Annotated in this window: 7 protein-coding genes; 5 read left to right on the top strand and 2 right to left on the bottom strand. The window is 62.5% G+C overall.

All coding sequences use genetic code 11. The annotated features are described in order from the left end of the window. Both QQL28_RS10170 and QQL28_RS10165 read right to left on the bottom strand, forming a co-directional pair. Nucleotides 1–368: IS630 transposase-related protein (locus tag QQL28_RS10170; RefSeq protein WP_284264272.1), on the bottom strand; the 368-nt coding region annotated here is incomplete at its 3' end. A gap of 285 nt (nt 369–653) precedes the next feature. Then, complete coding sequence (locus QQL28_RS10165) at nt 654–1,346, bottom strand: SDR family NAD(P)-dependent oxidoreductase (protein WP_284264270.1); 693 nt, start codon at nt 1,344–1,346, stop codon at nt 654–656. Nucleotides 1,347–1,584: 238 nt separating this feature from the next. Between QQL28_RS10165 and QQL28_RS10160 the strand changes: the two genes are divergently transcribed. The 5 genes from QQL28_RS10160 to QQL28_RS10140 all read left to right on the top strand — a co-directional run bounded on the left by QQL28_RS10160 (nt 1,585) and on the right by QQL28_RS10140 (nt 6,634). Beyond that, complete coding sequence (locus QQL28_RS10160) at nt 1,585–2,388, top strand: SDR family oxidoreductase (protein ID WP_284264269.1); 804 nt, start codon at nt 1,585–1,587, stop codon at nt 2,386–2,388. Then, nucleotides 2,381–3,583: a pyridoxal phosphate-dependent aminotransferase gene (locus tag QQL28_RS10155; protein WP_284264267.1), complete on the top strand. Its 1,203-nt coding sequence runs from the start codon at nt 2,381–2,383 to the stop codon at nt 3,581–3,583. Before QQL28_RS10160 ends, QQL28_RS10155 begins: the two co-directional genes overlap by 8 nt. A gap of 222 nt (nt 3,584–3,805) precedes the next feature. Then, nucleotides 3,806–4,738 (top strand): ABC transporter permease, encoded by a 933-nt coding sequence (locus QQL28_RS10150; protein ID WP_284264265.1) that lies wholly within the window; start codon nt 3,806–3,808, stop codon nt 4,736–4,738. Beyond that, complete coding sequence (locus tag QQL28_RS10145; protein WP_284264263.1) at nt 4,738–5,541, top strand: ABC transporter permease; 804 nt, start codon at nt 4,738–4,740, stop codon at nt 5,539–5,541. The genes QQL28_RS10150 and QQL28_RS10145 overlap by 1 nt, the downstream gene beginning before the upstream one ends. A 28-nt stretch (nt 5,542–5,569) precedes the next feature. After that, nucleotides 5,570–6,634, top strand: a complete 1,065-nt coding sequence (locus QQL28_RS10140) for an extracellular solute-binding protein (RefSeq protein WP_284264261.1) — start codon at nt 5,570–5,572, stop codon at nt 6,632–6,634. Nucleotides 6,635–6,638: the final 4 nt, after the last annotated feature.

Raw genomic sequence — 6,638 nt, 5'->3', positions numbered from 1 at the left:
GATCGCGTTCGCCAGCCGCCACGCTTTTTTTTGAAGCTGAGCTTCTCGGCATGCACGAAGTCCCACACCGAGTGGTAGTCGACCTTCAGGCCGCGACCGGCAAGCTCAGCAACGAGACCACGTATGGTGAAATCGCCGTCCTTGATCCGCTGCGACAGCCAGACGGCGTGGTCTCCCGAAACCGCCTTCGGCTTGTGACCGCCCATTTGGCCAGGCTCAACGCTGCCGGTCTCTTCGACCCGCTGCATCCAACCGATGGCCGTGCTGATCGCTACTCCAAACTGCTTGGCCGCCTGATTGCGGGACATCCCGCCCTCGATCGCAGCCACGACACGCTTGCGAAGATCCAGAGAGTAAGGCTTGCCCATCCATGCTGGCCTCCTTCCAGCCAGCATGGTGAATCAGAAACGGGCTGATTTGGGAATCCCAAATCGATTCAACTTAACCCCATCCCGCTCTAGGAGCAGAGCGAATCTGGGCCTGCGTCCGCAGCGCAAGATTCTCCTTTAGTTCGGCACTCTAGCGACACCTTGGCGCTACGGCGGCGCCCTCGGGTTGACGGTTGCGGAGCAACGCAGAGGCAGTCGACCGAGCGTTGCCACCACCGATCGGTTCAGTCTTTGTCACGACTTGCGATCGTCGGCGCTCGGAACTCAGAGCATCGGCTCGAACTGGCAGTGCACGAGCATTTCTGAAACCGAGGCATTGTTCGGCAGCATGAGCGCGGTCTCCACCAGACGGGCAATATCGCCCGGCTGGCTCATCTCGTGGCGTGGGATCTCGTCGTCGTTCAGCGTCATGTCGGTGGCAACGTAGCCCGGGCAGATCACCGTCGCCCGGATGCCGGCCGCGCGTCCTTCCCGGCGAATGCCGTGGGTGAGTGCGACCACGGCGAACTTGGTCATCGCGTAGCCAACGTTGGTTCCCACGCGCTTGCCAGCGAGGGATCCCAGATTGATGACCCGGCCATGACCGCAGACGGCCAGATGGGGGAGGCTGGCTCTGACGAGGCGCAAGGGACCCTTGACGTTCACACGCCACATTTCATCCAGCTCGTTCTCGCCCTCGTCGGAGACACGGACCTTCGGATTGATGCCGGCAGCGTTGACGATGGCATCGACGCCGCCCCACCGCGCGACCGTTGCGTTGACCCAGGAGATCGGGCTCTTGGCGTCTTCGGCATCATAGCGGTGTGTCATGAGCCTCTCGCTCTCGGCGAGGCGGCTCGGGTCGCGAAGCCCCGCCGACACGCGGAAGCCCGACGCCAGCAGCCGGTCGACGACGGCGCGTCCGATGCCGCGCGAAGCCCCGGAGACCATGACGATCCGATTGCCGACTTCCAACATCCTAGTCCGTCTCCCATGGGTGAACGAAGCGCATCGCAAAATGTAAGGGGATACGCGCGACGACGAGTAAGAGAAATTCACTCTGCCTGCATCGGGTGTGCTTATGGCTCGCGCCCGACGACTTTCGGCCGGGGATATTGGATGTCCTTATGTGGGCAGAACAAATCCGCTGTATGCGGGCGCCAATCTCCGCACGTAACTTTCCGCCGCGCTGGCTGACGGCAAGAGAGCCTTGCGGATGGGATTTTCGGACTACCGAACGGCGTTGGTGACGGGCGCGTCCTCAGGTATTGGGGCTGCGACGGTTCGGCGCCTCCGCGCCGAGGGGCTCGAGGTTCATGCGCTCGCGCGCGACGTTCGCCGGCTGGCCAGCCTGTCTGCCGAGACAGGATGTCACGCCTGTGCGGTTGATGTGAACGATCTCGACGCCTTGAAGCGCCTTGCGAGCTCGGCCGAATTCGATGTTCTCGTCAACAATGCCGGCCAGTCGCGGCGCGGCAATATCCTGGATACAGCGCCTGACGATGTCGACACGCTGGTCGACGTCAATCTGCAGGCGGTCCTGCACCTGACGCGGCTGATTGTGCCGGGCATGGCGCGGCGCAACCGCGGCCACGTGGTCAATGTTTCGTCGATCGCCGGCCATTATGCCTTCGGCGAGAACGCCACGACATTCAATTCATCCGTGGCCTATCACGCGACGAAGGCCGGCGTTCATTCGCTGTCGCAGCAATTGCGGGTCGATCTCTACGGCACCTGCGTTCGCGTCACCGAAGTCTCGCCCGGGCGCGTGGCGACGAACATCTTCCAGAACCAGAACGCCGCCGACAATCCGGATACCCGCTTCGTCGGAGGCTTCGAGACGCTCCAGTCCGGGGACATCGCGGATGCCATTGCGTTCGCGGTCGGATCGCCGGCGCGGATGAACGTCGCGACGATCGAGGTCGTCCCCACGTTCCAGGTCGTCGGTGAACTGCGATTTGCGAGCCGATCCGAGGTCGCACGTTTGAAAGACATGAGAAGTGGAGCTGACAATGCCTGAAATCGCAAACCGCCTCAAGACCGTGAAGGTGTCGGCCTCGGCGGCGATGACGGACAAGGCGCGCGAGCTCCGCGACGCGGGCGTCAGGATCGTGGGCCTGTCGTCCGGCGAGCCCGATTTTCCGACGCCGCGGCATGCGATCGAGGCCGCATATCGGGCTGCCCTGGCCGGCGATACCAAATATCCGGCGCAGCCGGGGACCGTCGCGCTGCGGACCGCGGTCCAGCGCAAATTCAAGCGCGAGAACAATCTCGACTACGCCCTCGACGAGATCCTGATCGCCAATGGCGGCAAGCAGATCATCTTCAACGCGCTGTTCGCCACCTGCAATCCCGGCGACGAGGTCGTCATTCCGGCGCCGGGCTGGATCACCTATGCGGACATCGTGCAACTGGCCGAAGCGACACCCGTTGCAGTCCCGTGCCCGGAGAACAACCAGTTCAAGCTCCGCCCGGCGGACCTGGAGGCGGCGATCACGCCCAGGACGAAGTGGTTGATCCTGAATTTTCCCAACAATCCGACCGGCGCTGCCTGTACGCGGGAGGAGATGCGCGCGATCGCCGACGTCATGCTGAGGTATCCCGACGTCTGGATTCTCACCGACGACATCTATGAGCATCTCACCTATGACGGCTTCGAGTTCTGCACCATCGCGGAGGTCGAGCCGAAGCTGAAGGACCGCGTCGTGACCGTGAACGGCGCGTCCAAGGCCTACGCCATGACCGGGTGGCGGGTTGGCTATTGCGGCGGTCCCAAGGGCCTGATTGCGGCGATGAACAATGTCCACGGTCAGGCGACCGGTGGCATCTGCACGGTGAGCCAGGCCGCGGCCGTCGCGGTCCTGGATGGACCGCAGGACTACCTGAAGGAGCGCGCTGACATCTATCGCGATCGGCGCGATCTGGTGGTCAAGCTCCTCAATCAGATTCCGGGCATCACCTGCCACAAGCCCCAGGGGGCCTTCTACGTGTTTCCGAACATCGCCGGCTGCATCGGCAAAACCACGAAGGGCGGACGACGGCTTGAAACCGATGCCGACTTCATTTCGGCGCTGCTGGAAGAGCAGCATGTCGCGGCCGTGCCCGGGGGCGCTTACGGCATGAGCCCGTATTTCCGCATTTCCTACGCGACCGATACCGAATCGCTGAAGGAAGGCTGCCGGCGTATCGCGAGCTTTTGTGAAAGCCTGCGCTGACCGGGCGTCGATATGTCAGGGGGGCTTCGCCCCCGGCGGAGAACGAAAGATGCAGCCAGCGGCATTTGCCGACCAAGATCGGAGCAGCATGCCGAACCAATTGTCATAATCCTTCCTAATGCCCCTAAACGAAGATGTTCTTGGTCCTGCAGGGTGCCGACGCATAAGCTTTGTGCAAAGAGGGGTGTTGCCTTGGTATCGCGCAGTCGAGGACGGCCAGCGATGACCACCAGCGATGATGCGGTGGCGGTCTTAGGTGTTCAAGCTCCACCGGTAGTCCGGCGGGCATCGCGGTGGCGCCTGGCTCTGCCGGTCGGGCTTCTCGCCGTTCCCATGCTGGCATTCCTGACGTATTTCTTCTTCTATCCGGCGCTGGGGCTGCTGCTCTCGAGCATCCAGACCCAGGACAGCCGTGGCATCATCGGCCGTCCGTTCACGCTGGCGCACTACGCCCGTCTGGTCAATGTCGAGCTTTATGCGCGCGTGCTCTGGACGACGCTGCGGATCAGCATTGTCACCTCGGCGCTGGCGACGGTGCTCGCCTATCCGGTCGCGCTGGTGATGGTCAAGAGCCGTCCGATGATCACGCGCATCATCACCCTGATCGTCATTGCTCCCCTGATCGTCAGCGTCGTCGTTCGCGGATACGGCTGGCAGCTCGTGCTCCAGAACGGACCGAAGGGCATGCTGAACTGGATCCTGATGACGCTGCATATCGTCGATGCCCCGATATCGGTCCTCTACACCGAGGCGGCCGTCGTCATCGGGTCTCTGCACGTCTTCTTCCCGATGATGGTTCTGCCGCTGGCCTCGGCGCTCGGCAAGATCGATCCGAACCTCGAAGACGCAGCTCGGATGCTGGGCGCGCCGTGGTGGAAGGTATTTCTCCGGGTGACGTTGCCGCTGAGCATGCCCGGCTTCGTCGCGGGCTTTACCCTAGTCTTCTCGCTCACCGCCGGTTCCTTCGTCATCCCCGCGATCCTGGGCGGCGCCTCAGCGGTGATGCTCGGCAATCTGATCGAGCAGCAGATCTTCGTCGTCTACGACTGGCCGTTCGGCGCGGCGATCGCCGTCGTCCTCGTCGGCCTGGTCCTCGCGGTGAACGGCGTCTCGATGTGGCTTCTGGAAGGCCGGCGTCTCAGGAGGCCCGAGTGATGGACGAGCGGTTTTCCGGCTTCGGCGCCTACATTCTCTACACCGTCACCGCCGGCATGATGCTGTTCATCCTGGCGCCACTGCTCCTCGTCATGGCGGCGTCGGTCTCCGATTCCTATTTCGTGACGTTCCCGCCGCAGGGCTTCACGCTGAAATGGTATGCCAAGGTTCTCCAGGACCGCGACTTCCTTGAGGCGATGAGGCTGAGCATCCTGCTTGCGCTCGGCACGACGGCGGGATCGCTCCTGCTCGGCGTGCCGGCGGCTTTTGCGCTGGTGCGCGGCAAGTTCTTCGGCCTGGCGGCGATCAAGGGATTTCTGCTGTCGCCGCTGATTTTCCCGGCGCTGGTCACGGGCCTGGCGCTGCTTCAGGTCCTGACCAAGCTCGGCTCGCAGGATGCGCGGCTCAATCTCCTGATCGGGCACGTGGTCGTAACGTCGCCCTACGTCATCCGCACCGTCGTCACCAGCCTTCAGCTCGTGGATGAAAACCTGGAGGATGCCGCGCGAACCCTCGGCGCAAACCGGCTGACAACCTTCTGGCGCGTGACGCTGCCGCAGATCGCCTCAGGCGTCGCCGCCGGCGGGCTGTTCGCCTTCATGGTGTCCTTCGACAATTATCCGGTCACGATGTGGCTGGCGAATTCGGAATACTCGCCTGTGCCGCTCGTGCTGATGCGGCAACTGGTCAACGTCTTTGACCCTTCCGTGCCGGCGATGTCGACGATCATCATCCTGATGGCGATGGTCGGCGTTCTGCTGCTGGAGAAACTGGTCGGCCTTCGCCGCGCGCTGGCTGCCTGATTTGCATTGGTAGATGGAGATTGGACTCATGAAGCTGACACGTAGGACTCTCATTAAGGCCGGCGCATCCGCGGTTGCGTTCCCGACGATCATCAGCCGGTCGTGGGCGCAGGACGCCAAGCAACTGCACGTTGGCGTCTACAACTCCGCGCTGGGCAAGCTGATCCAGAAGGAGGTCATTCCCAAGTTCGAGGCCGAGTACAAGTGCCGCGTCTTCACGATCGAAGGCGCGACCCTCTCCAACATCGCTGCTCTCCGCGCGACGCGCGACACACCGCGCTTCAGCATGATGATGATGGATGACGTCGGCATCCCCCAGGCGAAGCAGGAAGGGCTGATCGACAAGCTCGACGCCGGGAAAATTCCCAATCTCGAGAAAGTCTATAAGCGCTATCTGTTCGAGGACGGCTACGGCGTCGGCTTTTCGATCTCCAGTGCGGCCATGTTCATCAATCCGCAGGTGACGAAGCCACTCGAGAGCTATGAGCAGATCTTCGACGCGAAGTATCGCAAGCAGATTTTGCTGAATACGCCCAAGAACACCCAGAGCGTGCTGATGCTGATCGTGGCGACCGCACTCACGACAGGCAAGCCCCTGAAGGAGGCGCAGTATCTGGTCGATAGCGGCTGGGACAAGCTCGCTGCTCTCAAGCCCAATGTCCTGACGATATACGACAGCGAGGCGCAGGTGCTCCAGGTGGCCCAGGGGCAAGCGACGATCGGCGGCATCGAATACTCGAAGGCGATCTATCCGCATACGGCGAAGGGCATGCCGATCGACATGACTTTCCCCAAGGAGGGCGCGTTTACTGGCATTAACAGCATGACTCTGGTCAAGAATGCGCCTGAGCCAGAGCTCGCGTGTGCCCTGATCAACCGCATTCTGGAGCCCTCGGTCGCCAAGATGCTGTCCGAGCAGACCCTCAGCGCACCTTCCGTGGGCGGCATCGACTTCAAGCCGGAGACGGCCAAGTTCCTGGCTTATCCCGACACCAAGGCGACCGATCTCGGACTGTTCACGCCGGACTGGAACTTCATCGTTCCGCGCCGCGGTCCGTGGCTGGAGCGCTACAATCAGGTGTTCACGAGCTAGGACG

The sequence above is a fragment of the Bradyrhizobium iriomotense genome (genome assembly GCF_030160715.1).
GTDB classification, from domain to species: domain Bacteria; phylum Pseudomonadota; class Alphaproteobacteria; order Rhizobiales; family Xanthobacteraceae; genus Bradyrhizobium; species Bradyrhizobium iriomotense.
Note: the sequence above shows the minus strand (reverse complement) of the source record. Positions and strands in the feature narration are given on the sequence as shown.

What these genes read in the sequence shown, in the direction of transcription:
- QQL28_RS10165 (WP_284264270.1), bottom strand. Translation starts at nt 1,346, where the DNA reads ATGTTGGAAGTCGGCAATCGGATCGTCATGGTCTCCGGGGCTTCGCGC.
- QQL28_RS10160 (WP_284264269.1), top strand. Translation starts at nt 1,585, where the DNA reads ATGGGATTTTCGGACTACCGAACGGCGTTGGTGACGGGCGCGTCCTCA.
- QQL28_RS10155 (WP_284264267.1), top strand. Translation starts at nt 2,381, where the DNA reads ATGCCTGAAATCGCAAACCGCCTCAAGACCGTGAAGGTGTCGGCCTCG.
- QQL28_RS10150 (WP_284264265.1), top strand. Translation starts at nt 3,806, where the DNA reads ATGACCACCAGCGATGATGCGGTGGCGGTCTTAGGTGTTCAAGCTCCA.
- QQL28_RS10145 (WP_284264263.1), top strand. Translation starts at nt 4,738, where the DNA reads ATGGACGAGCGGTTTTCCGGCTTCGGCGCCTACATTCTCTACACCGTC.
- QQL28_RS10140 (WP_284264261.1), top strand. Translation starts at nt 5,570, where the DNA reads ATGAAGCTGACACGTAGGACTCTCATTAAGGCCGGCGCATCCGCGGTT.